The sequence below is a fragment of the Pseudomonas sp. 05N431 genome, assembly GCF_056397005.1.
This window is the reverse complement of record NZ_JBFTMN010000005.1, coordinates 45,389-69,359: the sequence shown is the minus strand read 5'-3', so window position 1 is coordinate 69,359 and position 23,971 is coordinate 45,389. Positions and strand designations below refer to the sequence as shown.

Genomic DNA, 23,971 nt, shown 5'->3' with positions numbered 1-23,971 from the left:
TCTCCGGGGAATAACCGTTGGATTCTGTGGTGTTTGCTCTGGCCTCATCGCGAGCAAGCTCGCTCCAGCAGGATAGCGCTGTCTCATGTGGGAGCGAGCTTGCTCGCGATGAGGGCATCCGCTACAGCACAATACTCATGCCATCGTAAGCCACTTCAACATTGCGCCGAACCAGTTCGGCGCGCTCGGCCGAGTCCTCATCGAGGATCGGGTTGGTGTTGTTGATGTGGATAAGTACTTTGCGCAGCTGTGGCAGTTGCTCCAGCACTTCGAGCATGCCGCCGGGGCCGTTCTGTGCCAAGTGGCCCATCTCCCGGCCGGTGCGGGTGCCGACGCCACGGCGCTGCATCTCATCGTCGTCCCACAGCGTGCCGTCCACCAGCAGGCAATCGCTGCCCGCCATGATCTCCAGCAGCGGCGCATCGACCTTGCCCAGCCCTGGTGCATAGAACAACTTGCCGCCGGTTTGCAGGTCTTCGACGATCAACCCGATGTTGTCGCCCGGGTGTGGGTCGAAGCGATGTGGCGAGTAGGGCGGTGCGGCGCTACGCAGTGGCAATGGAGTAAAACGCAGGTTCGGGCAGGCCGGGACGCTGAAGTTCTGGTCGAGCTCGATGCGGTTCCAGCTCAATCCGCCGTTCCAGTGGGTGAGCATGGTGAACAGCGGGAAACCGGTGCTCAGGTCTTCATGGACCATGTCGGTGCACCAGACCTGATGCGGGCAGCCTTCGCGCAGGCTCAGCAGGCCGGTGGTGTGGTCGATCTGGCTGTCCATCAGGATGATCGCGCTGATGCCGGTGTCACGCAGGGCGCGGCCCGGTTGCATCGGAGCGAAGTTCTGGAGCTGTGCGCGAATGTCCGGCGAAGCGTTGCACAGGACCCAGTTCACGCCGTCATCGGAAATCGCAATGGACGACTGAGTGCGTGCCTCAGCCCGCAGGCTGCCGTCGCGAAAACCTGCGCAGTTCACGCAGTTGCAGTTCCACTGCGGAAAACCGCCGCCAGCGGCGGAACCTAGAATCTGGACAAACATGGTTGCTCCATCACTTCAACGCTGAAAATAAAAACGCCCCGGACGGGCCGAGGCGTTGTACCGCATGTTCTACCCAAGGGCAGTATCAACGGCTGGCGAAGTACATGGTGACTTCAAAGCCGATACGCAGGTCGGTGTAAGCAGGTTTGGACCAAGTCATAAAAACGTTCCTTCAGGCTCGTGAGAAAAATTCACTCTATACCTATAGTCCATCTCCCGCAGGAGATGTTCAGAGGCTTGCCGGGCTATGTTACTGAAACGTTTCTGCAAAATGGAGACATCTCTCGAAGAAAGCCCATTACAGTCCCGGTAATGATCGGGCTGTCGGTTGCCAGATGCCGTCCTGGCAGGCATTGGTGGCCAGGCATCTGCGGCCACCTGCTGCGTGAATCAGGCGCCTTGCTGCGTCGAGCAAAGCTGTGCGATCCAGCCGCAACACGGCCTGTTGCAGCTGCAACAGGTAATCCGACGAATGGCCGCCCAGTTTGCCCTGCCACAGCAGTTCAAAGGCCTGGGCAAGCGGCATGGCATTGCCGTCGAGTTGTTCGGCCAGGGTCTGGCGTTGATTGATCAAGGCCGCATCATCGAGCGTCGAGATCAGTTCGGGTAGTTTCTTCAGGAAGGCTTCGATGTGTTCGAGGATCTCTTTCACCGGCGCGTTCGGCGATTGCACGCCGAACAGCAGCCCGGTTTGCCCGTTGATCTGACGGGCACCACTGAACACTGCGTAGCCCAATTGCAGTTCGACTCGAAGGCGCTGATAGAACGGCGTTTGATAGAGTTGCGCCAGCAGGTGCCACGCGGCTTCGTCGGCCAGCTCTTGAGTAGGCGTCGGACAAAACAGCAGCAGTGCATTCTCGTTGGTGTCACTCGCTACTTCGCTCCAGAGGTGCTGGCCGGCAATGGAGACCGGCGCGGTCATCTCGCTGTCAGGAATGCCAGGCACGCGGCTCAAGGCGCGGGTGATCGCGGTTTGAACGGTCGTCGGCAGACCTGCAGCCAGTCCATCCCAGCGTGCACTGGCCCAGATGTGCTGTAGGTCACCGGCACTGGCCGGCTGCGATGTCGGCTGTGAACCCTGTCCCAGGCAATGTAACGGCAACACCTTCAGCAACTGCCGAATCGCAATCAGCGGCGCTGGCGATTCAGTATTGAGCCAGGCATCGGCGGCGGGATTCGTCAGACGCAGCAGCGCCTGTTCGAGAATCGCCGGCATTGGCTCATGCTGCCCGCTCATTTTCAGCAGCCATTGATTGCCCGTTTCATTGAAAGTCAGATCGACGCCCGCCTGACTGGCGTCATCGCACAGGTCTTGCAGGCTACGGGTCAGTGTCGGTTGAAGATTGGCTGGCGGTGCGGAGTCGAGGCGCCAACGCAGGCAAACCGCCGCTTCGCCGCTATCGTCCGCCAGTGCCGGGCTGAACTGCATCGGCGAGCGTTCGCGGCGACTGCGCGTGCGATCCTGGGCAAACGTGCGCAAGCCGCGATGGGCGCTGGTTTGTCCGCGGATCAAACCGGCTGGTGCTGGCACTTCGGCCGAACGCAGGAGCGGATTGGCGGGTGGCAGTTGCCAGGTGACATTCAGGTTATCCACAGGTGTCGGATTCATCTGCTGCAAGATCGCCTTGAGGGCAATCACACCCGACTCCGAGAGTTCTGGCTCCAACTTTTCGCCATCCAGTCGGGCAAGCGTCAAGGCGTTGCTGGCCTGACGTTTGCGCTGTTGCAACAGGGTATATTCTTCGCGCAGTTCAGACCAATCGGCAGCGTCGGCGAAGAAGCTCAGCCAATCGCCGAGCAGCTCGCGGATTATCCCGGTCTGCGTTTCGGCACTGGCCGTCAGGTTGAACTCGATCTGCAGCAGCGCTTGCCCGGCGAATTGGTACAGCGGCGCCGCCTTCAGGCCGTCGATCAATTGGCGATGGCGTAACTCGGCGAACACGCCTCCCGGTTTCGAGGCGTTCAGCCAGGTGCAGAGAAAATCCAGCGCTTCACGGGATGCGTTCGGCAAGGCTTCAAATGCAAACAGCAGATTGAGTCGGCGTTCGTCAGCCTGTTGATAACTTCTGTTTACCGTTGCCATCAGCGCGGGCGGGGCGCTTTGCGGTTGCTGCTCACCGACGGCGAAGTCGGCGCTCAAGCGCTCGGCCAGGCTGCGCAATTCATCCACAGACTGCAGACCGGCAAGGCTCAGAGTTATTTGACCGGTCTGGTAGAAACGCTGATAGAACGCGCTTAAGGCCTGTTGAAAATCAGGCTTCTGCACCGCCAGGCTGTCGCGATTGCCGGCATGGAAACCGCGCAATGGATGATCTGATGCAAGTCCGTCGAACAATGCGACCTGTCGTTGCGCCTCGGCATCCTGAGACCAGGCGATGAATTCGGCTTCCAGGACTTCCCGTTCACACAACTGATCGTCTGGATTCAGACGCGGGTGGGCGAGCATGTCGCACAAGCGCTCAAGCCCTCCGGCAAAGGCCTGAGGCGGTAATTCGAAAAAGAAGTCGGTGGTGCGCTCGCGGGTACTGGCGTTCAGTTGCCCGCCGTGACGTTGCACATAGGCCATCAACCCATCGTCAGCAGGAAAGCGTTCGGTGCCGAGAAAGAACAGGTGTTCAAGAAAGTGCGCCAGCCCCGGCCAGGCCAGTGGGGCGTCGTGGCTGCCGGCGGCAACCCGTAAAGCAGCGGCGCAGCGTTTCAAACCGGGCGCATGACGAAGCGAAACCCGCAGGCCGTTGGCCAGGGTTTCGACGTGAGGGAGAAGGTGGGTCGGCGCAGGCATGAGCACTTCCGCTACAGAGAAGCGCTCATGCTAGCGAAAACCTGGGGTCAGCGCTTGTTCAGGTCGCCGTAGAGCTCTGGTCGACGATCGAGAAAGTAGCGATTGGCGGAGCGAGAATCGACCATCAGTTGGCGATCCAGCGTGCCAACGATCAATGCTTCGTCCAGGCCGGCCTGGGCGATGCGACTGCCATCCGGCGCGGCGATGCTGCTTTGACCGCAGTAGTGGATCTCGCCTTCGTGACCACAGTAATTGGCGTACGCCACGTAACATTGGTTCTCGAAGGCCCGCGAACGCACGGTGACATCGGCGATGAAGTCGTAGGGGATCATGTTCGCCGTCGGCACCAGAATCAGCTCGGCACCGGCCAGAGCCAGGCGCCGGGCGTTTTCCGGGAACTCCAGGTCATAGCAGATCAAAAAGCCCAGCTTCCAGCCATTGAGCTCCACCAGTGGAAACTCATCCGGTCCAACGCTGAACATCGAATGATCGAGTTCGCCGAACAAGTGAGTCTTGCGGTAGTTGGCCAGCCGCTGACCCCGGCTGTCGATCAACTGCACGGCGTTGTAGATCTGCCCGTCCTCGGCGCGCTCCGGGTAGCCATACACAATGGCGATACCGGAGGCCTTGGCGATGCTCGCGATGTACTGCGCGCAAGTGCCATCTTGCGCCTCGGCCAATGCGCCAACCGCTTCGGCGCCGATGTTGTAGCCGGTCAGGAACATCTCCGGAAACACCAGCAGATCAGCGCCTTTGGCCTCTGTCGCAAGCTTTTGCAGGCGCTGCAGATTGCCGGCAACGTCGAGCGGTAGCGGCGGGCATTGGTAGAGAGCTACGCGCATTTCGGACTCCTCTTACTCGGGCAGGGCAATCGGCCCGATTTCATGAAACACATCGCCCGGGCCTGGGTTTTCGACGTGGGTTTTACCGCCGAAGTGATTCATGATGCCCCATACCGCGTTGAGCGAGGTCTGTACCGCGCCTTCGACCCAGGCCGGTGTCCACGAAACGTCGTCGCCAGCGATAAAAATCCCACGCTGTTCGGCGGGCATGTCTTGTTGCATGAAGTGTGCGTACATCCGCTGGTTGTAGCGATAGTGGCCGGGCAGGGCGCCTTTGAATGCACCGAGGAAGTGCGGGTCTGCTTCCCAGGACACGGTAATCGGGTCGCCGATGATGCGCGCGGCGATGTCGACTTTTGGATAGATTTTCTTCAGTGCATCCAGCGCCAGCTTCACGCGTTTTTCGATTGGTTGCGGGAGCATTTTCAACGCGTCGCTCATCCACGAATACGACAGGCAAATCACGCCCGGCTTGTCGTCACCGTTATCGAACAGGTAGGTGCCGCGAGTCAGACGGTCGGTCAAGGTCATGCTCATCAGGTCGCGACCGGTTTCCGGGTCTTTGTCTTTCCAGAACGGCCGGTCGACCATCACGAAGGTTTTCGACGATTGCATGTAGCGGGTGCGGTCCAGGGCCATCCACATTTTTTGCGAGAACAGCGACTCTTCGCACTCGATCTGCGTGGTCAGCAACCAGCTCTGGCAGGTGGTCAGTACGGCGGCGTATTCGCGAGTGTCACCCCAGTTGTCGGTCACGCTGAAGCGGCCGTCGGCGGCGCGCGCGATGCGTTTGACCCCGGTGCGCGGTGCACCGTTGTGCAGCGAGCTAAGGCTGGTACCTTCCGGCCAGTGAGCACAGCGCTCCGGCACATGGCGCCAGATGCCCAGCGGCACCTGTTCCACACCGCCAACCACCAGGTGTTGGTGATCGTCGCAGTTGGTCATGACGACGCGGAAGATTTCCAGCATCGAGTTCGGGAAGTCCGAGTCCCAGCCGCCGGTGCCGAAACCGACCTGGCCAAACACTTCGCGGTGGTGGAACGACAGCTTGGCGAAGGCTTTGGAGGTGGCGACGAAGTCGTAGAAGGTCCGGTCATCCCACAGCGGAACAAGGGTGTTCCACAGCTCTTTGAGGCGCGGCACATCGCGATCGCGGATCGCTTGCTGAATCTCGCCAAAGCGTGAGCCGTCTTCCAGTGCATCCGCCCAGGCGTCGGCCACTTCCTGGAACAGTGCAGGAAGGTCGGCGAGTTTCTGTGCGTAATGGGTCTGGCCTTCCAGGTCGATGACGGTGCTGCCGGAGGCAGGTGTCAGCGGGTTAGGGAAAGGCTTGGTCTCAAGACCGAGCTTGTCGACGTAGTGATAGAACGCAGTGGACGACACCGGGAAGCGCATGCCACCCAACTCGGCGATGATCCCTTCAGCGCCTTCGAAGGCCTGGGAGCGCAAGCGGCCGCCCATTTTCGAAGCTTCATAGACGACCGGCTTGAGGCCCAGCTTCATCAGCTCGTAAGCGGCCACCAGCCCCGCGATACCTGCGCCGACAATCGCCACTTCCGCGCCGTGGTTGTGCGCAGGAATGCTGCCTAAACCAGCCGGGTGCTCGATCCAGTCGTCAAAGGCGAATGGAAAGTCCGGGCCGAAAATGGTGACTGGTTTTTTACCGTCTGCAGGATGGCGATTGTTCTTGTTCATGGCTGACCTTGCTGTCGACTCGCACTGGGTGCTGAGTATAGGAAAAGACTGTCGCCATTCTAGGGAGCGTAGAGCACGTTAATAAGACGCAATGTGTCGTCGTTTTGAATGTTATTGATGCGATATGACGAACTTATTGATCAAACTGGCTGGCCGCGGTCAATTTTGCTGCTGAGGATGATCGAGGTGGTGGTCTTTTCTACACCGTCGACGCTGCCGATCTGGTCGAGCAACTGGTCGAGCTGCTCTGGTGAATCAGTACGCAGCCAGGCCACGTAATCGAATTCGCCACTGACCGCGCACAATTGCTGGACCTGTGCCATGGCGCTGAGCCGACGCAGCACTTCCTTGCCGGAGCGCGGTTGTACGGTGATCCCGACATAGGCCTGCAAACCGCCATCGACCACCCGCTGGCCGAGTCGCACGCCATAACCGGTAATGACCCGAGCCTTTTCCAGTCGCGCCAGGCGTGACGTCACCGTGGTGCGTGCAATCCCCAATTGCCGGGCGAGCATGGCCACGCTTTCACGGGCATTGATCTGCAAGGCCGCGATCAGTTGGCGGTCGATTTCGTCGAGCACGGGAGGGCGGGTATCAGGCAAGGTCATCTCCGGCGGCATGTTTCGGTGGGCGAGCATGTTACACGTTGCCGGGAAAGGGGAGCAGGCGCGCCCGCAGAGTTGGCGAGGCTGGTCAATGTGGCATTACACATTTCCGACTGCACCTGGCCTGCGTTACAGCCGCCACCCATCATTTAGCAGTGATTTTGGCGGCATCTAACCTACGTTAGGAGTTACCAGTATGTTCAAAGTAACCCCCAATCCGCCAGCAAGGTCCAACGCTAAGATCATCGATCAACGCGCTGTTGATTGACTGTTGTCCCATATGATTTTGGGTCAGAGACGGCACCGAGAAATCGTGCCGGGGCTTCAGTCCCCCTCCGTGAACCGCCGCCGCGTCAGGAAGAGCACCACGCCCAGCGGCACGGCCAGCAGTGCTAGCAGTTCCAGGTCAAAGCCCAGCACCTGCTGCTCACCAACCTTGAAGATGCTGACCAAGCCCGTTGCCAGCAGCGCCAAACCCAGCCACTTGCGCAGCGGGTATGGTTTCAGAAACTGAACGAGGATCGCGCCCAGCACCAGAAGGACGACAGTTTGCATGATGTAGGGCATGTGCAGTTCCTCAGACCTTGATGACCAGCGTCACGACAGAGCGCTGTGGGCCAATCCCGCTATGGACCTCTCCCTCGATGCTGACCAGCACGTCACCTGCATGCAGGTTCGGCAGGGCCCCTTTGAGGTACCAGTTGACACCTGTCGTCACGACTGCACCTGAAGCCCAGCCAATGAGCGGCCCGCTCAACGCACCTACCCTCCCGGCAACGCCACTGAGGCCGCAGCAATTCCCTTGGCGACGTTGCCGCGCATAGTGCTGATAGCATCGGCCTGCTGCCGGGTCAGGGGATTGGAAATGCAGACTGTCAGCAGGCATGGCAGATTTCGAGCCTGCATTCGGTCGTACATATCGACGACCATGCTGTTGACTTGGTAATGGGCGCGTTTCGCTTCGCCAAAGTGCAGCTCGCGCAGGCGACCTCGGTCGCTTTCCATGAGGGTGATTTGAGACAGATTGAAGACGATCCCTTCCTCGGACCTGTACTGCGTGGTCTTCTCGAACCTCATGCGCGTATCCATTCGTGCAAAAAGACGATGATTTTCTACAAGCGGTGACTAGGATGCAAACGGTCTTTGATGTGAGGCCCCGGGGAATTTGACGTCTGCACGGGGCTCATCGCCAGCAAGCCAACTCCTCGGTAACAACACATCGAGCGCGTCGGTTTTGGAGACGTTAGGCCGAGGCGCCTCCGCATCACGCTTGGTGCGGAAGGTTTTAGCGATAGTTGGCCAGCCAGTTTTGCGAATCAGGGCCTTCCAGGTGCCGGAAGGAGTTTTGACGAGAGTTGCCATGAGAGGGGGCTCCTAGGCGGCAGGCGAACCAGCACTGTACGTAATTTGTACCCTTGGACCATAGGACTGTATCTGTGATGGACCAGCCAGAAACGCGAAAGCCGCGCAATGCGCGGCTTTGGAGTTGGTGGGCCCACACGGACTTGAACCGTGGACCAAAGGATTATGAGTCCTCTGCTCTAACCAACTGAGCTATAGGCCCTCAGTAGGCCGCGGATTATAGCGACGGTTTCTCGGCTGTGCTATCCGAAAAGTCTGAAACTGCGATACGAAGAAAGGTTGCGGCGAATTCGTCAGCGGGCAGAGGCAGGCTGACGATGTAGCCCTGGATCTGTTCGCAGCCTTCGGCCGCCAGGAATTGCTGCTGCGCGTGTGTTTCAACGCCTTCGGCAATGATCGTGAATTGCATGCTGCGGCCCAGGGCAATGATTGCGCGGACGATGGCGGCATCGTGTGGGTCGTCCGGCAGTCCGCGGACAAAGGACTGGTCGATTTTCAGGAAATCCAGCGGCAAGCGTTTGAGGTAGCTCAGCGAGGAATAACCGGTGCCGAAGTCGTCGATGGCCAACTGCACGCCCAGGCGTTTGAGCTGATGCAGGACTTCAAGTGCCTCTTCGGCCTGGCTCATGATGAAGTTTTCGGTGATTTCCAGTTGCAGGAAGCCCGGTTTGAGGCGGTTGTCCTTGAGCAATTGTTCGATGCGGACCAGCAGGTTCGGCTGGCGTAGTTGCGCTCCGGCGAGGTTGACTGACAGCGGGCCGAAACCTTCATAACGCTGGTTCCACTCGTACATCTGCAGGCAGGCCTGTTCCAGTACCCAGTCACCGATTTGCAGGATCATGCCGTTTTCTTCGGCCAGCGGGATGAAGTGCTCGGGTGGCACATCGCCGAAGGCTGGATGTCGCCAGCGGATCAGGGCTTCGGCACCTACCAGGCGCGGATGTTTGAGGCTCACTTTGGGTTGATAGAACAGCGTCAGCTCATTGCGCTCGATAGCGCGGCGCAATTCATGCTCCAGTGCCACGCGTTCACTGGCCTGTGCGGTCAGGTCGCGGGTATAGCTTTCAACCCTGTTGCGACCTTTGGCTTTGGAGCGGTACATCGCGGCATCGGCGTTTTTGATCAGCGTGGCGACGTCGCAGCCGTCCTTGGGGTAGAGGCTGGTGCCAATGCTGGCACTGATAAAGAACTCATGCTCGCCAGCCTGGAAGGGCGCTGTGAAGCAGTTCAGCAGCTTGTTGGCAATATGGTCGGCGTCGCTGGCTTGCTGCAGGCCCGGCAACAGGATGATAAATTCGTCACCCCCCAGCCGCGCCACGGTATCGATGTCCCGAAGTTGCTCTTTGAGTCGCACCGCGATGCCTTTGAGCAACAGGTCGCCAACTGGATGACCCAGGCTGTCGTTGATGTGCTTGAAGCGATCGAGGTCCAGAAACAGTACGGCGCCCTGACCACCGTTTTCCTGCTGATTGTTGAGTGCAGTCAGCAGCCGGCTTTCGAACAACGTCCGGTTCGGCAGCCCCGTCAGCGGGTCGTGGTGAGCCTGATAATCGAGTTTGGCCTGGGCGTGCTTGAGGCTGGAGATATCGGCAAATACCGCGACGAAGTGGGTGATGAAGCGGTCTTTATTGCGCACCGCGCTGATGGTCAGCCAACTGGGGTACAGCTCGCCATTCTTGCGGCGGTTGGAAATTTCGCCCTGCCAATGCCCTTCGGCGGTCAGTTGATGCCACATCGCCGCGTAAAAGGCGCTGTCATGCAGGCCTGAGGCGAGCAGCCTTGGCGTGTGGCCCAGGGCTTCGGTTTCGCTGTAGCCGGTGATCTCGGTAAACGCGCGATTGACGGCACTGATGTGCTGTTGGGTGTCGGTGATCAATACACCTTCTGCGGTGCTCTCGAATACCGTGGCGGCCTGTTGCAGTTTTTCCTGCATCAGATGTCGCTCGGTGATGTCCCGGGCGATGGTCAGCATGCAATCGTCATCGCCAATCGGCAGCGGCCGGCTGGACATCTCGCAGAGACGGATTTGCCCATCGTTGCGGCGTATATGGCAACTGAAGTCACGCACAAAGCCGTCGCGTTTCAACAGGTCGAGCATCTGCCTGCGTTCATTCAGGTTGACCCAGATGCCGAGGTCGAAGGTCGAGCGGTCCAGTGACATTGCGCTGTTGAAGCCGGTGATGCGGCTGAAGCCTTCGTTGACCTCGATCAGCAGGCCATCGCTCACGCGTGACAGCAACAGGCCGTCAGGGGAGGCATGGAAGGCTTTGGCAAACTTCTCTTCAGAGGTTTGCAGTTGTTGTTGGGTTTCCTTGAGCTGGCTGATGTCACGCACTACCACGACCAGCGCCGGGGTGGTGTCGAGCTGGAAGGGTTCGGCGGAGATCAGGCCGGTAAACACCTGGCCATTGCTGCGACGAAAGGGCATCTCCAGATTGCGAATACTGCCGGCTTGCAAGCGCTGCAAGAGCCCGGGGCCGACACCGGCGATGCCCCAGATGTTCAGCTCGGTGGCGGTCCGTCCGATCACTTCTTCGGCAGTGAGGCCGATTTGCTCTTCGAACGCCTCGTTGACCTCCAGCAGGCAACCGTCAGACAGGCGTGCAATGACCAGAATGTCCGGGCATTGCTGGAACACCGAGGCAAACTTCTGCTCGGAGAGACGCAAGGCTTCTTCGGTTCTTTTGGCTTCGCTGATGTCGATCATCAGCCCGCGCAGTATCGGCTCGTGGCCATGCTCTATCAGGCTGACGATATCGCGTACCCAAAGGCAGCGCCCGTCGGCAGTGATCACCCGGTAGTCGAGGCTGTGATCGCGTCCGGCGAGTACTTCGTGATCGCAAAATGCCTGGGCGCGTGTGAGGTCGGCAGGATGGATGATGTTGCGCCAGAAGCCCGGAATCAGCCAATGGGACAGGGGGTAGCCGAGCAGGCCTTCGGCATGGGGAGACACGTAACTGTATGTAAAATCGCTGATTCGCGCTTCCCAGGCTATCGCCGAAAGGCTCTCCACCAGGCCGCGGTAGTGGTATTCGCTGGTGCGCAGCTCCTGTTCCAGGGCGACCCGGCGGGAAATCTCCGAACTCAAGCGGCGATTGATGCGGATCACCACGGCCAACACGGTGACCAGCAGCAGTACGCCGGGCAGGCCGTACATAAGCAGATCGGACCAGAAGGTGCGGTGGTCGAGGACGTTTCCGACCCAATGCTCCTGGATGGCGCTTATTTCGCCCGGGCTCATGTCCGCCAGCACTTTATCCAGAATACCGACCAGCATTTTGTTGTCTCGCGGTACGCCCATCGCCAATTGGTAGCGATACGGCGTTTCGCCGCTGACGTAGAGCCCGTCGAGTTTGAGTTGGCGAAGGCTCCAGACGCTTGAGGCCAGATCGCCGACTACGGCGTCCACCTCGTCGGTGGCCAGTGCCTGCAAGGTCGAGCTGACATTGGGCATGGGGACCAGATTGAGGTCGGGATGGTGGGTGCGCAGCAGTTCATGGGGGGCGTAGTTTTCCACGACGGCGACTTTCAGGCCGTAAAGGTCTTCCAGTTTGTGCGGCTGTGCGCCTTTCACATGGGCCAGGATGACGATCGGAAAGTCCAGATAGGGCCGCGTGAACGCGAGGTAACTCTGCCGTTCGGGCGTCGACATGACGCCGGGCAAAAGGTCCAGCTTGCCTTGTTTGGCCTGTTCCAGGACTTCGGTCCAGTTCACAGGCTCAATGGGTGTGAGCTTGATTGCCAGGCGATCACGCACAATGTTGATGTAGTCAGCGGCAAGGCCTTGGTATCGGCCTTGTTCATCGCGAAATTCAAACGGTGGCCAGGACGCGTCGACACCCAGGCGCAGTTCCGGGTGAGCCGCTAGCCAGGCACGTTCTTCGTCGGTCAGAGTCAGCGCGCCAGCCGTTGTGGTCCAGGTCATCAGCAATAGCAAAAGCATGGCCGGCAGTCTGGGCATAACGGTCTCGTTATGGCTTGGGGGGAATGTTTCGAGTGTAGACGGGCTATGCGTCGGGAGCGAAGTGAAGGGGATTTAATCTACAGAAAGCAAAACCCCCGGCAGGGCCGGGGGTTTTGTGATCACTCGTCGAGGAAGGAGCGCAAATGCTCGCTTCTCGTCGGGTGGCGCAGCTTGCGCAGCGCCTTGGCTTCGATCTGACGAATCCGCTCACGGGTAACGTCGAACTGTTTACCAACCTCCTCGAGGGTGTGGTCGGTATTCATGTCGATACCGAAGCGCATGCGCAGAACCTTGGCTTCACGGGCAGTGAGGCCGGAGAGAACTTCGCGAGTCGCTTCTTTAAGGCTCTCAACGGTAGCAACATCGATTGGCGACTGCATGGTCGAGTCTTCGATGAAGTCACCCAGATGGGAGTCTTCGTCATCACCGATCGGGGTTTCCATGGAGATCGGCTCTTTAGCGATCTTCAATACCTTGCGGATCTTGTCCTCAGGCATTTCCATGCGTTCGCCCAGCTCTTCCGGGGTCGGTTCGCGACCCATTTCCTGCAACATCTGGCGGGAAATGCGGTTGAGCTTGTTGATCGTCTCGATCATGTGCACCGGAATACGGATGGTGCGGGCCTGGTCGGCGATCGAGCGAGTGATCGCCTGACGGATCCACCAGGTGGCATAAGTCGAGAATTTGTAGCCGCGGCGGTATTCGAACTTGTCTACCGCTTTCATCAAACCGATGTTGCCTTCCTGAATCAGATCGAGGAATTGCAGACCACGGTTGGTGTACTTCTTGGCGATCGAGATCACCAGACGCAAGTTGGCTTCGACCATCTCTTTCTTCGCGCGGCGGGCTTTGGCCTCACCGATCGACATGCGACGGTTGATGTCCTTGATCTCGGCAATCTTCAAGCCGGTTTCGACTTCAAGTGCGGTCAGCTTCTGCTGGCAGCGAACGATGTCGGCCTGCAGGCGACCAATGGCTTCAGCGTATTTGCTTTTGCCTTTGGCCAGTGCTTCGGTCCAGCTTTCGTCAACTTCGTTGCCCGGGAACTGGCGCAGGAAGTCGGCACGCGGCATGCGTGCATCACGAACGCATAGCTGCATGATCGCGCGCTCTTGCTGACGCAGACGATCCAGGGCGCTACGCACACGCTCAACCAGGCCTTCGAATTGCTTCGGAACCAGTTTGATCGGCATGAACAGCTCAGCCAGCGCCAACATCTCGGCAATGGCCTGCTTGTTTTCACGACCGTGCTTTTTCAGCGCCTTGCGGGTGATTTCCGCTTGATCGGCCACTGCGCCAAAACGCTGCGCTGCGATGATCGGATCCGGACCGCTTTCGGCTTCTTCTTCGTCGTCACTGGCTTCAGCGTCGTCGTCATCGGTGTCGTCATCCGCTTTCACGGCTTTCGGGTCGACAGGCGGCGGTACTTCGGCAGCAGGCGGCGCAATGCCGTCGTCCGGGTCGATATAACCGCTCAGGACGTCGGACAGGCGGCCACCTTCGGTGGTGACGCGAGTGTATTCGGAGAGAATATGGTCAACCGTGCCAGGGAAGTGCGCAATTGCGCCCATCACTTCACGGATGCCCTCTTCAATACGTTTGGCGATTTCGATTTCGCCTTCACGTGTGAGGAGCTCTACGGTACCCATTTCGCGCATGTACATGCGCACTGGGTCGGTAGTGCGACCAATGTCGGTCTCAACCGCTGCCAACGCTGCCGCCGCTTCTTCTGCGGCTGCTTCGTCGGTATCGGCGTCGGCCAGCATAAGGGAATCCTTATCTGGCGCAACCTCGAATACGTTGATCCCCATGTCATTGATCATGCGGATGATGTCTTCCACCTGTTCCGGATCTGAAATATCCTCCGGCAGGTGGTCGTTGACCTCCGCGTAAGTCAGGTAACCCTGCTCACGACCAAGGGTGATCAACTCTTTGATACGAGACTGCTGTTGCGCTTTTCCGGACATAACACCCTATCCACTGAAGGTCTTGGCGGGCAAAAAACAAGCCGAGGATTATACCTTAGCTATGACCTCACGCGCCACTTGAGGTCGGGTTTGATGCGGAAACATTCCGTTTTAGTAGGTCGCGCATCTGATTTGCTATTTGATTCGCTTCCTCGGCAGTCAATCCTGGCTGCCGCGCTTTCTTGATGAGGTCGTCGAGGGTCTGCGTGTGCTGACCCGCTGATAACCTAGTAATGGTGTCTAAAAACTGTTGTTCAAGGTTGTCGCCTTCAATTAACCACTCCTTTTCCGCGAGTGCTTTAAGCAGGCGTCCTTGCTCGGTTCCATGCCAGCGGGCCATCAACTGGATAGAGTTTAGCTTAGGATTTTTTTGCACAGCCTCGATCAGGGCTACCAGCAGTTGCGCATAAGTGTTGCTTTCATTTGCGAAGTGGTCGGCGGTCTCGACTTTGCCGGCCAGTTGCGGGTGATGAATGAGTGTGCGCAGTGCAATCAAGGTAGGGGCCTCGACAGCAATCGGGGTACGGGGTGGGCTCCGCTCGTCGCGTTTGCCTTTCTTGTCCCAGGGTTTGTTATCCCACTTCTTGCCGCCGCTGCCCGGCTTTTTCGGCGTCCACTCCTGCTGAGGTACATAGGCCTCTTGCGGTTGGTGGTAGTCGGAATAGTCCGGCATGGCGTCGTAATCGATGCCAGGATCGTAGGCGGGTGGTGCATCCTGCGGTGCGCTGTGCACCAGTTGACTAACGGCTTCGCTGTTCAGGCCGGTAATTTCGGTCAGGCGCTGGCGCATCAGGGTGCGCAGGTTGGCTCCCGGGACTTTGTCGATCAGCGGCGCGGCGAGGGTGGCCATGTGGGCCTTGCCTTCGAGCGAGCGCGGATCGGATTCCTCGGTCAGTTGCTGGAAGAAATAGTCTGCCAATGGCTGGGCGTGCTGATTAATCCGTGCGCGGAAGGCGTCGGTGCCTTCGGAGCGAATCAGCGTGTCCGGATCTTCGCCTTCGGGCAGGAACAGGAAGCGCGCACGCCGTCCGTCTTGCAGGCTCGAAAGCGTTGATTCCAGGGCGCGCCACGCGGCATTGCGACCAGCCTGGTCGCCGTCGAAGCAGAACAGCACGTTGGGTACCACGCGAAACAGCCGCTTCAAGTGTTCTTCGCTGGTGGCGGTGCCGAGCGTGGCGACGGCATTGCGCAAGCCTTGCTGGGCCAGGGCGATGACGTCCATGTAGCCTTCGACGACGATGATCTCGTCGAGATTGCGGTTGTTCTTGCGTGCTTCATACAGGCCGTAGAGTTCCTGGCCTTTATGAAATACCGGGGTTTCCGGTGAGTTCAGGTATTTCGGTTTGTCATCGCCCAGTACCCGGCCACCAAACGCGATGATGCGCCCGCGGCTGTCGCGAATCGGGAACATCACGCGGTCGCGAAAGCGATCATAGCGTTTGCCGGTTTCGGCGTTCTCGATCAACAGGCCGGCGTCGATCATGGCTTTTTGTTGCAGGGTGTCGCTGCTCAGATGCTTGAACAGGTTGTCCCAGCCTGGAGGTGCGAAGCCGAGGCCGAAATCGCGGGCGATCTCGCCGGTCAGGCCGCGCCCCTTCAAGTAGTCGACAGCCGCTTTTCGCGCCGGATGGCTTTTCAGTGCCTGGCGGTAAAAGTCTGCGGCGGCGGTCAGTAGTGGGTAGAGCGGCGAGTCGGTCGGTTGTCGCGGTTTGTGCGGGCGACCGCTTTCCTCGCGGGGTATTTCCATGCCGGCGGCTTTGGCCAGTTCTTCGACAGCCTGGGGGAAATCCAGGTTGTCGTGGTCCATGATGAAGCCGAGGGCATTGCCACCAGCGCCGCAGCCAAAGCAGTAATAGAACTGTTTGTCCGGGCTGACGCTGAAGGAGGGGGTTTTTTCTTTGTGAAACGGGCAGCAGGCGGTGTAGTTCTTGCCGGCTTTTTTCATTTGCAGGCGCGAGCTGACCACATCGACGATGTCGGTGCGGTTCAGAAGGTCGTCAATAAAGCTCTGGGGAATTAGCCCGGCCATGGCGTTCTCGTCATCACTGCGCTGAAAATCTGACCCGCGCGAAAGGCGGTCTGATGCTGGTCATTATGTTGAGGCGCGAAGGATGTGCGGCTCGACCAGGTATCGTCTGCGTATTCGCTGTCGGGAAGTGTATCTGCCGATAATCCGCTGACGTTAGTGCTCATCGGTATTCGACTGTTTGAAAGTGTTGCGCTGAGTCCGCATTGGCCAATGGGAGGCCTCGGATAGCTCATAAGTGGGCACGCAAAATCGTGCCTTGGGCTGATCGTCGTGAGAGGAATCAGTAAAAGGTTGTGCTCGTCAGTAGCCTTGGAAGGCTCGTCAGAAGAGACGTGCACCGCTGGCAAAAGAGCCAGGTCTGACGTGTGAAGCAGATTTGTCTCGGTCGCGTCTGCGACTTTGACAGTGAAGCATCAAGCGATATCCGCAAATGCCATAAGCCCGGCTGAGGGCCGGGCTTGGCAGAAGCTTGCTACGAACGTCTGTGTATTAGTACAGACGAACGGCGCGGCGCTGTTCGCGCTGAACTTTCTTGGCGTGACGCTTAACAGCGGCTGCTGCTTTACGCTTACGCTCAGAAGTCGGCTTCTCGTAAAATTCGCGGCTACGAACTTCAGCCAGAACACCGGCTTTTTCGCAGGAGCGCTTGAAACGACGCAGAGCTACGTCGAAGGGTTCGTTCTCTTTAACTTTGACGGCTGGCATCCAGAGCTACCTTCATTCATTACCGGGGTCAACATCCTCGCGGCAAAAGTGCACTTGAAGACGTCGGTTTTTAAGGGTTGCGGATGTTAACCCCTCATCGCTCGGAATGCAAAGCCTCTGATCGAAAACCGCTGGTCGGGGCATCACGTGGCGACTATTATGCGCGCCTTCGAATTTAGCCTAAACAAGGCGCAAACCCATGCTAGTACTGGGATTAGAAACCTCCTGCGACGAAACCGGCGTCGCACTTTACGACAGTGAAAAAGGCCTGCTGGCCGATGCACTGTTCAGCCAGATCGACCTGCATCGCGCCTATGGTGGCGTGGTGCCGGAGCTGGCTTCGCGTGATCACGTCAAACGTATGCTGCCCTTGATTCGTCAGGTGTTGGCTGAAGCCGACTGCGTGCCGACCGAGATCGATGCCATCGCCTACACCGCGGGTCCCGGGCTTGTCGGGGCCTTGCTGGTGGGGGCTTCCTGCGCTCAGGCGCTGGCGTTTGCCTGGGGCATTCCGGCCTTGGGTGTGCACCACATGGAAGGCCACTTGCTGGCGCCGATGCTGGAGCCGCAACCACCCGAATTCCCGTTCGTCGCTTTGTTGGTGTCCGGTGGTCATACCCAGCTGGTTCGGGTCGATGGTATCGGTCAATACGAGTTGTTGGGCGAGACGCTGGATGACGCTGCCGGTGAGGCGTTCGACAAGACCGCGAAAATGATGGGCCTCAATTACCCTGGCGGTCCGGAAATCGCGCGATTGGCCGCGCAAGGCGTTGCCGGACGCTTCGTGTTTCCGCGTCCGATGTGCGATCGGCCAGGTCTGGATTTCAGTTTCAGCGGCTTGAAAACCTTTGCCTTGAACACCTGGCAGCAGTGCGTCAGCGCTGGGGACGACAGCGAGCAAACACGCAGCGACATCTCGCTGGCCTTCCAGCAGGCAGTGGTGGAGACTTTGACCATCAAGTGCAAGCGTGCCCTGAAACAGGCGGGTCTCAAGCGTCTGGTGATCGCTGGCGGTGTCAGTGCGAACAAGGCTTTGCGCGTTTCCCTGGAGAAAATGCTTGGCGACATGAAGGGCGACGTTTACTACGCACGTCCGGAGTTCTGCACCGATAACGGCGCGATGATTGCTTTTGCCGGCTGTCAGCGGTTACAGGCCGGTCAGCAGGAAAGTCTGGCGATCAGCGTGCAGGCGCGCTGGCCGATGGAGCAGTTGTCGCCTGTGTAAAGACGGGTGAGTCCAGAGCGTGCTCGGCAAGAGTATTTAAAAATGCCGTTCGCGCCCGGCAAACAGGTCGCGTAGATTGCCGCGATGGCGCCAGACGATCAGTGCTGTCAGAGCACTCATGGGCAGCAATGCTCCCGGCTCCTGCCAGGCCAGCAGTGGCAGGGTCAGGGGCGTGGCGACCAGGGCGGCCAGCGAGCTGGTGCGTGTGAGGTAGAAGGTCAATAGCCACGCGCCGATAGCCAGAAGCGCTGCCGGAGGGTAAAGCCCCAGCAGCATGCCGGCAGCCGTTGCAACACCTTTGCCGCCGCGAAAGCGGAAGTACAGCGGATACAGATGGCCGATCACTGCGTAGACGCCAATCCAGGCCTGTTGCTGTACTGAGAGGCCTGCAAGCCCTGCGACCAACACGGGCAGCAGGCCTTTGCAGAGGTCGCCGAGCAAGGTCAGGACGGCGAGTTTTTTGCCGGCCAGGCGTAACATGTTGGTGGCACCGGCATTACCCGAGCCACTCATTCGCGGATCGGGGTTACCGGTCAGGCGGCTGAGCAAAATGGCAAAGGACAGAGAGCCAAGCAGGTAGGCGAGGATCGCCAGTAACCAAAACATGCTAACTATTCCGGGCGAGGACGCCCTGATTCTAACGGCGCATTGCGCCCTTGTCGTGCTGCGGAGAAGAGTGCTTGGACAGAGTGTTTATCGAGGGCCTGGAAGTCGACACGGTGATCGGTGCCTACGACTGGGAGCGTGGCATCCGTCAGTGCCTGCGTCTTGATCTGAGCTTCGCCTGGGATAATCGCCCGGCAGCGGCCGGTGATGACCTGACCCTGGCGCTCGACTACGCCAGCGTGACGGCACGTATTCAGGCGTTCGCCGAGCAGGCGCAGTACCAACTGGTTGAAACCTTTGCCGAGCGTCTGGCCGAAGTCTTGATGAGCGAATTCGAGATTACCTGGCTGCGCCTCAAGCTGACCAAGCCGGGGGCTATCCCGGCAGCAACGGGCGTGGGCGTGGAGATCGAGCGCGGATGTCGCTAACTCAGGTATTTCTTGGGCTCGGCAGCAATGTCGAGCGCGAAGCTCATTTGCAGGCGGGGCTGGAAGCGCTTGCCGGTTTTCTGGTGGATATACGCTGTTCGGCGGTGTTCGAAAGTCAGCCGGTGGGGATCAAGAGCGGGCCGTTTTTCAATTTCGTAGTGTCGGCGTTTACCGATCTACCGTTGATGGAGCTGGACCGTCGTTTGAAGTTTATCGAGGCCGACAACGGTCGTTATGCCCCGGATCGCAAGGGTTTGCCGTTGGATATCGACGTGCTGTTGTATGGCGATCTGGTGGGTAATTTTGACGGATTGATCCTGCCGCGAGCGGAAATTCTGAAAAACGCCTTTGTGCTGTGGCCATTGTCGCTGATAGCGCCGGACAGGGTGCATCCTGGCGTGGGTAAAAGTTTTGCGACGCTGTGGGCGGAGGCGCAGATTGATCAGGTTCTGGCGCCTGTGGCGTTTGAGTGGCGTGGTGAGCAGTTGACCCCTTCGGATCTGCTGTGACCTGATTGACGCCTTCGCGAGCAAGCTCGCTCCCACAGGTTTTGTGCTGACTCTTGTGGGAGCGAGCTTGCTCGCGAAAGCGATCCGACGATGCTCAGGTGGAGGCTGTTTCTTTGTAGGTCTTCAGCGCCTTGAGCCGTTCGCGCTTCAAGGCCTCGCCCAGCTCCGGGCCTTTGAATCCCTGCTCCAGCAGAGGCTGAACCGCCACGGTGCGTGCGGCGGTCGCCGCGCCTCGCAAATAATCCGCTTGTGGATAACTTCTCTGTTCAAGGCCTTTGCGGCCGCGGGCGTCCATTTCGCAGGCGTTGATGAATTCTTCGAAGCGCTGCGGCCGTCGGTAAACGTCGAAGCTCTGCAGCAACTCCAGCAATGTCGACGGCTTCAGCTCCAGCGCGCGATGACCATGGGTGTGGTATTCGCCGACCAGCAACGCCAGTTCCTGGCAGTCGCGCGGCGCCTTGAAGCGCTCGTTGACTGCTTTGATCAGCTTCAGGCCCTTGCGCTCGTGAGCGATGTGTCGGGGCCACTGGCTCTCAGGTGTCAGGCCTTTACCCAGATCATGCAGCAGGCAGGCCCAGCGTACGGTCAGCGGCTGCTTGTGCAGGGCGGTCTGTTCAAGAACGCTCAGGGTGTGCACGCCGCTGTCGATTTCCGGGTGGTGGGCTTCGGGTTGTGGCACGCCGAACAGCGCTTCAATCTCGGGGATCAAGACTTTCAGGGCGCCACAGTCACGCAGAACCTGGATGAATACTTGCGGCTGATCTTCCATCAGGGCGCGGGAAATTTCTTTCCAGCTGCGTTCTGCGGTCAGGGCCTCAAGCTCACCTGATTCGCTGAGCTGACGCATCAGCTCCAGAGTCTCGGGGGCTACCGTGAATCCGAGCCCGGCATAGCGCGCGGCGAAGCGGGCAACGCGCAGAACTCGGAGAGGATCTTCGGCGAACGCGGGGGATACGTGACGAAGCAGGCGTGCTTCAAGATCGCGCTGGCCGTGATACGGATCGGTCAATTGACCGTGATCGTCTTCGGCCATGGCATTGATCGTCAGGTCGCGACGAATCAGGTCTTCTTCCAGGGTGACTTCCGGGCTGGCATGGAAGGTGAAGCCGCCGTAGCCGCGTCCGCTTTTGCGTTCGGTGCGGGCAAGCGCGTATTCCTCGCCGCTTTTGGGGTGAAGAAATACCGGAAAATCGGCGCCTACCGGGCGATAGCCCTTGGCGAGCATTTCTTCGGTGCTGGCGCCCACCACCACCCAGTCGATATCGGTAACAGGCTTGCCGAGCAGGCGGTCACGGACCGCGCCGCCGACTTTATAAATCTGCATAAAAAACCTCCGTTAGCCCGACAGAATAACCCTTGCGTCGAACTTCCGGAGGTCCGGTTGACATCAAAGATGAATGACGGCGAGGTCCATTCGACCGTATTCACCCTCGCTATGCTCGCCTCTGGGCGGGACATGATGGGTTTTCATTATCTGGTCGCCTTGCAGGGTTTCCAGGTGAATATCGAAGCCCCAGAGGCGATGCAAGTGCTTCAGCACTTCCTCGGTGGAGTCTCCGAGCGGTTTGCGATCATGTTGCTGATGGCGCAGTGTCAGCGAGCGGTCGCCGCGCCGGTCGATGCTGTAGATCTGTATGTTCGGTTCGCGGTTGCCCAGGTTGTACTGCGCTGCGAGGGTTTCACGAATGGTCCGATAGCCTTCTTCGTCATGAATGGCGGGCACCAGCAGGTCGTCCTTCTGGTCGTCATCGAGGATGCTGAACAGTTTCAGGTCACGAATCACTTTGGGCGACAGGTACTGCAGGATGAAGCTTTCGTCCTTGAAGCTGCTCATGGCGAACTTGATGCTCGACAGCCAGTCGGTCCCGGCGATTTCAGGGAACCAGCGGTAATCCTCCTCAGTAGGGGATTCGCACATGCGCCGAATGTCGCGGTACATGGAAAAACCCAGGGTATAGGGGTTGATCCCGTTGTAGTAAGGGCTGTCGAACCCGGGCTGGAAGATTACGCTTGTGTGAGACGCCAGGAACTCCATCATGAAGCCGTCGGTCACCAGGCCCTCGTCGTACAGGTCGTTCATCAGGGTGTAGTGCCAGAACGTCGCCCAGCCCTCGTTCATGACCTGAGTCTGACGCTGTGGATAAAAGTACTGCGCGATTTTGCGCACGATCCGTACGATTTCCCGTTGCCATGGCTCCAGCAGCGGGGCGTGTTTTTCGATGAAGTAAAGGATGTTCTCCTGCGGTTCTGCCGGAAAACGTGCGTTGTCCTTTTCGTTGTACTTGTCTGCGCCTTTTGGAATGGTGCGCCATAGGTCGTTGATCTGCTTTTGCAGGTGTTCTTCACGATCCTTTTGCCGGCGTCGCTCTTCTTCCGCGGAAATCGGATAAGGACGTTTGTAGCGGTCGACACCGTAGTTCATCAGCGCATGACAGGAGTCGAGCAGGTCTTCCACGGCATCGATGCCGTGGCGCTCCTCGCATTGCATGATGTACTGCTTGGCAAACACCAGGTAATCAATGATCGAACTGGCATCAGTCCAGGTGCGGAACAGGTAATTACCCTTGAAAAAGCTGTTGTGGCCGTAGCAGGCATGGGCCACCACCAGTGCCTGCATGCAGATGGTGTTTTCTTCCATCAGGTAGGCGATGCACGGGTCCGAGTTGATCACGATCTCGTAGGCCAGCCCCATCTGGCCGCGACTGTAGGACTTCTCGGTACTGAGGAAGTGTTTGCCATAGGACCAGTGGTGATAACCCAGCGGCATGCCGACAGAGGCGTAGGCATCCATCATCTGCTCGGCGGTAATCACTTCGATCTGGTTTGGGTAGGTATCGAGCGCGTAGCGGGCCGCAAGACGACTGATTTCCCGGTCGTAGGCCTGGATCAGCTCGAACGTCCATTCGGAGCCTGTGGATATGGGTTGGCGCTTCTGCTCTTTGGCGGTCATGTCACTAACCTGCGCTGGAAGAGTTCACGGAAAACCGGATAGATATCCCCGGCTGAAACCAGCTGTTGCTGGGCAAACGTGTCGGAAAAGGCTTCGCTGATACGCTCGTATTCGTACCACAGGGCCTGGTGTTCGCGGGGGGTAATCTCCACATAAGTGTAGTACTGCACGAATGGCATGATCTGGTTGATCAGGATGTCGCGGCAGATCGGCGAGTCATCGTTCCAGTTATCGCCGTCGGAAGCCTGCGCGGCGTAAATGTTCCAGTCGTTGCTTGGATAACGCTCGGCCATGATCTCCTGCATCAGTTTCAGGGCGCTGGAAACGATGGTGCCGCCGGTTTCGCGAGAGTAGAAGAACTCTTCCTCGTCGACTTCCCGGGCGCTAGTGTGGTGGCGGATGAACACCACATCGATTTTCTCGTAGTTACGCTTGAGAAACAGGTACAACAGGATGAAGAACCGTTTGGCGATGTCCTTGGTGGCCTGGGTCATGGAGCCGGAAACGTCCATCAGGCAGAACATTACCGCCTTGGAGCTGGGGTTGGGTTGCTTGATCAGCAAGTTGTACTTGAGGTCGAACGTGTCGAGAAAAGGCACGCGATTGATGCGCGCGCTCAAACGCTCGATTTCTGCCTCGATTTCCTGAATATCGCCGAAATTGTCCGGTTCTTCCTGTTTAAGTCGCGCCAGTTCCTCTTTTGCTACCCGCAATTTCTCCCGGCTGCTGCCCGACAGCGCAATGCGCCGCGCATGGGCCGAGCGCAGGGTGCGGATGATGTTGATCCGTGAAGGGTTGCCTTCGTTGCTGATGCCGGCACGCACGGTCTTGAAGGTGTCGGTGCCACTCAGGTTGCGTTTGACCAGGTTCGGCAGCTCCAGGTCCTCGAACATGAATTCGAGAAATTCTTCCTGGGTGATCTGGAACACAAACTCGTCCATGCCCTCGCCGGAGTTGCCGGCCTTGCCCGGGCCTCTGCCGCCGCCACCTCCCGGCGGACGAGCAATATGCTCACCGCTGGTGAACTCCTTGTTGCCGGGATGCACAATGGTCTGTTTGCCACCACGGCCATGGTGAAGCACTGGCTCGTCGATATCGCGACCAGGAATGCTGATTTGCTCACCGTGTTCCATATCGGTAATGGAGCGCCGGCTGACCGCCTCTTCGACGGCCTTCTTGATGTGATCACGGTAACGCCGCAGAAACCGCTGACGGTTTACCGTGCTCTTGTTTTTGCCATTGAGACGTCGGTCGATCACATAGCTCATG

Annotated in this window: 20 protein-coding genes, 1 tRNA gene and 1 pseudogene; 3 read left to right on the top strand and 19 right to left on the bottom strand. The window is 58.8% G+C overall.

What is annotated here, in order from left to right:
- Positions 1–121: 121 nt before the first annotated feature.
- The 15 genes and pseudogenes from pqqB to rpsU form a co-directional block, all read right to left on the bottom strand.
- Positions 122–1,033, bottom strand: a complete 912-nt coding sequence (pqqB, locus tag AC1DIG_RS11085) for a pyrroloquinoline quinone biosynthesis protein PqqB (protein ID WP_477767342.1) — start codon at positions 1,031–1,033, stop codon at positions 122–124.
- Positions 1,034–1,118: 85 nt separating this feature from the next.
- Positions 1,119–1,193, bottom strand: a complete 75-nt coding sequence (gene pqqA, locus AC1DIG_RS11080) for a pyrroloquinoline quinone precursor peptide PqqA (protein ID WP_003194766.1) — start codon at positions 1,191–1,193, stop codon at positions 1,119–1,121.
- 138 nt (positions 1,194–1,331) lie between these two features.
- Positions 1,332–3,815: a pyrroloquinoline quinone biosynthesis protein PqqF gene (pqqF, locus tag AC1DIG_RS11075; RefSeq protein WP_477767341.1), complete on the bottom strand. Its 2,484-nt coding sequence runs from the start codon at positions 3,813–3,815 to the stop codon at positions 1,332–1,334.
- Between the two features lie 47 nt (positions 3,816–3,862).
- Positions 3,863–4,657, bottom strand: a complete 795-nt coding sequence (locus AC1DIG_RS11070) for a carbon-nitrogen hydrolase family protein (RefSeq protein WP_477767340.1) — start codon at positions 4,655–4,657, stop codon at positions 3,863–3,865.
- 12 nt (positions 4,658–4,669) lie between these two features.
- A complete protein-coding gene (locus AC1DIG_RS11065; RefSeq protein ID WP_477767339.1) occupies positions 4,670–6,352 on the bottom strand; it encodes a flavin monoamine oxidase family protein in 1,683 nt (560 codons plus the stop codon).
- 140 nt (positions 6,353–6,492) lie between these two features.
- A complete protein-coding gene (locus AC1DIG_RS11060) occupies positions 6,493–6,954 on the bottom strand; it encodes an Lrp/AsnC family transcriptional regulator (protein ID WP_008067391.1) in 462 nt (153 codons plus the stop codon).
- A gap of 327 nt (positions 6,955–7,281) precedes the next feature.
- Positions 7,282–7,524: a hypothetical protein gene (locus AC1DIG_RS11055; protein WP_054594326.1), complete on the bottom strand. Its 243-nt coding sequence runs from the start codon at positions 7,522–7,524 to the stop codon at positions 7,282–7,284.
- A gap of 10 nt (positions 7,525–7,534) precedes the next feature.
- The gene (locus AC1DIG_RS11050) at positions 7,535–7,675 is read right to left on the bottom strand and encodes a hypothetical protein (RefSeq protein ID WP_477767338.1); all 141 of its coding nucleotides are present in this window, start codon (positions 7,673–7,675) and stop codon (positions 7,535–7,537) included.
- 44 nt (positions 7,676–7,719) lie between these two features.
- A complete protein-coding gene (locus AC1DIG_RS11045; protein WP_477767337.1) occupies positions 7,720–8,034 on the bottom strand; it encodes a hypothetical protein in 315 nt (104 codons plus the stop codon).
- Between the two features lie 180 nt (positions 8,035–8,214).
- A pseudogene (locus AC1DIG_RS11040) lies at positions 8,215–8,319 on the bottom strand (integrase); the annotation flags it as partial.
- A 125-nt stretch (positions 8,320–8,444) separates the two neighbouring features.
- Positions 8,445–8,521 (bottom strand) — tRNA-Ile (locus AC1DIG_RS11035).
- 15 nt (positions 8,522–8,536) lie between these two features.
- Positions 8,537–12,280: an EAL domain-containing protein gene (locus tag AC1DIG_RS11030; protein WP_477767336.1), complete on the bottom strand. Its 3,744-nt coding sequence runs from the start codon at positions 12,278–12,280 to the stop codon at positions 8,537–8,539.
- A 122-nt stretch (positions 12,281–12,402) separates the two neighbouring features.
- Positions 12,403–14,250 (bottom strand): RNA polymerase sigma factor RpoD, encoded by a 1,848-nt coding sequence (gene rpoD, locus AC1DIG_RS11025; protein ID WP_477767335.1) that lies wholly within the window; start codon positions 14,248–14,250, stop codon positions 12,403–12,405.
- A 67-nt stretch (positions 14,251–14,317) separates the two neighbouring features.
- Positions 14,318–16,279: a DNA primase gene (gene dnaG / locus AC1DIG_RS11020; protein ID WP_477767334.1), complete on the bottom strand. Its 1,962-nt coding sequence runs from the start codon at positions 16,277–16,279 to the stop codon at positions 14,318–14,320.
- Between the two features lie 489 nt (positions 16,280–16,768).
- Entirely contained in the window at positions 16,769–16,984 is a 216-nt protein-coding gene (gene rpsU / locus AC1DIG_RS11015) for a 30S ribosomal protein S21 (protein ID WP_002551877.1), read from the bottom strand.
- Between the two features lie 199 nt (positions 16,985–17,183).
- On the opposite strand from rpsU, the gene tsaD reads away from it, so the two are divergent.
- Positions 17,184–18,209 carry a tRNA (adenosine(37)-N6)-threonylcarbamoyltransferase complex transferase subunit TsaD gene (gene tsaD / locus AC1DIG_RS11010; RefSeq protein WP_477767333.1) on the top strand — a complete coding sequence of 342 codons (1,026 nt, stop codon included), beginning with the start codon at positions 17,184–17,186 and terminating at the stop codon, positions 18,207–18,209.
- Between the two features lie 36 nt (positions 18,210–18,245).
- On the opposite strand, the gene plsY is transcribed toward tsaD, so the two are convergent.
- Positions 18,246–18,815 carry a glycerol-3-phosphate 1-O-acyltransferase PlsY gene (gene plsY / locus AC1DIG_RS11005; protein ID WP_477767332.1) on the bottom strand — a complete coding sequence of 190 codons (570 nt, stop codon included), beginning with the start codon at positions 18,813–18,815 and terminating at the stop codon, positions 18,246–18,248.
- A 74-nt stretch (positions 18,816–18,889) separates the two neighbouring features.
- On the opposite strand from plsY, the gene folB reads away from it, so the two are divergent.
- On the top strand, positions 18,890–19,243 hold the full coding sequence (gene folB, locus AC1DIG_RS11000) for a dihydroneopterin aldolase (RefSeq protein WP_477767331.1): 354 nt from the start codon (positions 18,890–18,892) through the stop codon (positions 19,241–19,243).
- Positions 19,234–19,752, top strand: coding sequence for a 2-amino-4-hydroxy-6-hydroxymethyldihydropteridine diphosphokinase (folK, locus tag AC1DIG_RS10995; protein WP_477767330.1), 519 nt, complete (start codon positions 19,234–19,236; stop codon positions 19,750–19,752). Before folB ends, folK begins: the two co-directional genes overlap by 10 nt.
- 94 nt (positions 19,753–19,846) lie before the next feature.
- On the opposite strand, the gene AC1DIG_RS10990 is transcribed toward folK, so the two are convergent.
- The 3 genes from AC1DIG_RS10990 to AC1DIG_RS10980 form a co-directional block, all read right to left on the bottom strand.
- Positions 19,847–21,076, bottom strand: a complete 1,230-nt coding sequence (locus AC1DIG_RS10990; RefSeq protein WP_477767329.1) for a multifunctional CCA addition/repair protein — start codon at positions 21,074–21,076, stop codon at positions 19,847–19,849.
- Between the two features lie 63 nt (positions 21,077–21,139).
- A complete protein-coding gene (locus AC1DIG_RS10985; RefSeq protein WP_477767328.1) occupies positions 21,140–22,702 on the bottom strand; it encodes a SpoVR family protein in 1,563 nt (520 codons plus the stop codon).
- The gene (locus tag AC1DIG_RS10980; RefSeq protein ID WP_054594316.1) at positions 22,699–23,970 is read right to left on the bottom strand and encodes a YeaH/YhbH family protein; all 1,272 of its coding nucleotides are present in this window, start codon (positions 23,968–23,970) and stop codon (positions 22,699–22,701) included. The genes AC1DIG_RS10985 and AC1DIG_RS10980 overlap by 4 nt, the downstream gene beginning before the upstream one ends.
- Position 23,971: the final 1 nt, after the last annotated feature.